2 protein-coding genes and 1 pseudogene are annotated in these 2,331 nt (G+C 73.4%); all 3 read right to left on the bottom strand.

The genetic code is table 11. The features are described from left to right. The coding region (locus AC08ON_RS09115) for a hypothetical protein (RefSeq protein ID WP_476616785.1) at positions 1-215 on the bottom strand (215 nt) is incomplete at its 3' end. A 339-nt stretch (positions 216-554) separates the two neighbouring features. Then, positions 555-1,499 carry a phosphotransferase gene (locus tag AC08ON_RS09110; RefSeq protein ID WP_476607198.1) on the bottom strand — a complete coding sequence of 315 codons (945 nt, stop codon included), beginning with the start codon at positions 1,497-1,499 and terminating at the stop codon, positions 555-557. 35 nt (positions 1,500-1,534) lie between these two features. Beyond that, positions 1,535-2,331 (bottom strand): annotated as a pseudogene (locus tag AC08ON_RS09105) (hypothetical protein); the annotation flags it as partial.

The following is a 2,331-nucleotide window of genomic DNA, read 5'->3' as shown; positions in this document are numbered from 1 at the left end:
TCCGGGTCGGCTCGGTCGGGGGACGACCGGTCGGGAGACGACCGGCCGGTGTCCGTCACTGCCGGCAGTCGGCTCGCCGAACGGGACGGCTGCTCGGTGGTCGGCGGCGGGGACCCGACGCGCCCGCCACGCTCCCACGGCCCGGGATTCGCGGGGTCCCGATCTCCGGCATCGCCGGCCCGGATGGCGCCGATCTCCCGAGGATCATCGTTCATGATTGTTCTCCGGGCAGCACACCACCTGGTTGATCCCCGGGGCGGGCATTCCCTCCGTCGTGTTCAAGGGCCTCCCCTCCGTTTGGGCGACCCAAGCCATGAGGCCGGGGTGATCTGACGACCACGCCCAGGACAGCGGTCCCCGGTAGCCCGCGTTCGGAGCCGAGCGTCCGGCACGTGGACGTGACCCGCCGGACCGGCCCGACAGGTCTGACCAGAATGACATGTGGTTCCGTGGACCGCACGGCCCGGCCGGTGGAAACGGTGTGCCTCGTGTGGTGCCGGCCCCGGGGCGTCTCCTCCCCGGGGGCCCTGACAGCGAGGGTGATGAGGGAGGCGTCAACGGTAGGGGGACCAGCGGACGCCGGTGTCGCCGGAGCGCAGGCTGTCGATCCTGACCCGGAACTGGGCGGCCACCGTCGCGCTGCTCCCCAGGATCGGCACCACGCTCGTCACCAGCTTCAGTTCCCGGACCGCCCGCAGGACGGCGAACCCGTCCCAGGTGGTGACGTCGAAGTCGTAGCCCCGGGCCAGATCGAGGTGGGCCTGAGGATCATGACCGAAGCGTAGCCGGCCGACCGCCACAGGAATCAGGTCCCATTCCGCCGGCCCCAGGCAGGTGGCGTCGAAGTCGCAGAGCAGCGCGCGGCCGTCCGCGGCCCGCACGAGGTTCGCCAGATGCGCGTCCCCATGTATGACGACCCGCGGCAGCGCGTAGCGGATGGTGGGCAGAGCCGCCGCGATCCGGCCGGTCATCTTCTCCAGGAAACGGCGGTCGGGCTCGGGGAGCGCCTCGGCGTCGGATAATCGCCGGCGGACGTCGTCGAGGGGATCCCAGCATGGCAGCGGCGGTTCCGGCGGCGCCAGGGTGTGCAGACCGCGCAGCGCGCCGGCCAGCTCCGCGGTGTCCGGCGCCGGACCGCCGGGCGGGGTGCCGGGTGGCGTCGCGTCGGCCCAGACCGTCGCGAGGAAGCCGGCCGCCGTGACCGGGGCCGGCACGCCGGGGAGCAGCCGGACGGCCGGGACGTGGTTCTCCGCCAGCCAGCGGGCCACCCGGACCACCTTGTTCACCCGATGCGCCATCGCGGCCGATCCGGTGATCCGGACAACCGCACCGGCCCGTGGCAGCCGGTACACCGCGTTCACGGTTCTCTTGATCATCATGGCATCCGAGTCGTCCAGGCCGGCCTTGGCGCAGATCGCACCGAGGGCGCGGCGGGTCCGCTCCGCGGTGAACCGCGCACCCTCCGGCGAGCCCGCCGGAGGGTGCGCGCCGTCGGCCACTGCGCCCTCGCACGGTCCTCGTACGGTGGCCGGCGTCAGACCGGCGAGCTCGGCACGGGAACCGCGCGCCCGCCGGGCCGCTGCCGCGCCGCGGAGCGTTGCCACTCCCGGATGAGTACCGCGAGGTCCCGCACCTGGCGCACCTCGCTGTGCGGCCGGGTGGCCGCGAGCAGCTGATCCGCGCGTCCCGAGACGGAGGCCACGGTTCGCCCCCAGGAGATCTGGATCGCCTCGGTGGCCAGTGCGCAGACCTGGTCGAGTTCCAGGCGACCCTGCCGGGCCAGCGCCAGGGCGAGATCGAGGCGGATCACCGACCGGAATCCCGGGGCGTTCATCCCGTCCAGCTTCGGCAGGGCGAGATCCGCGTGTTCCTGGGCGGCCTGTGGTCGGCCGAGTAGACACAGGGCCGTCGTGGCGTTGTAGGGCACCTCGACCGGATTGAACTGGTCGAAACTCGGACCGGGACGGCCCCACTGGTCCGCCGGGATGGCGTCCGCCAGGTCGTACGCCCGGTCCAGGGCCTGGGCCGCGCCCCGCACGTCACCGAGGGCGGCGAGGGCACGCGCCTCCTGGCAGACAAGTCGGGCCCGCACGGCACCGCCACTGACGTGGGTCAGCCCGTCCCGGGCAAGGCGGAGCGCCTCGTCGGGCCGGCCGGCGTAGAACTCGTTGACGGCCGCGACTTCCCGGGCCGAGCCGCGAAGCGCACCCTCACCCACCGAGCGCCCCGCCTGGAACCCGAGCGACGTCAGCGACCGCGCGGTCTCGATGTCACCGAGTTTGAAGGCCGCATCCGCACCCAGCACGGCGACCCGCCCCCGCAGCACGTCGC

It is taken from the genome of Frankia sp. CoWAU3, from assembly GCF_977971855.1.
The sequence above is the reverse complement of the archived record's forward strand: the minus strand, read 5'-3'. Positions and strand labels throughout refer to the sequence as shown.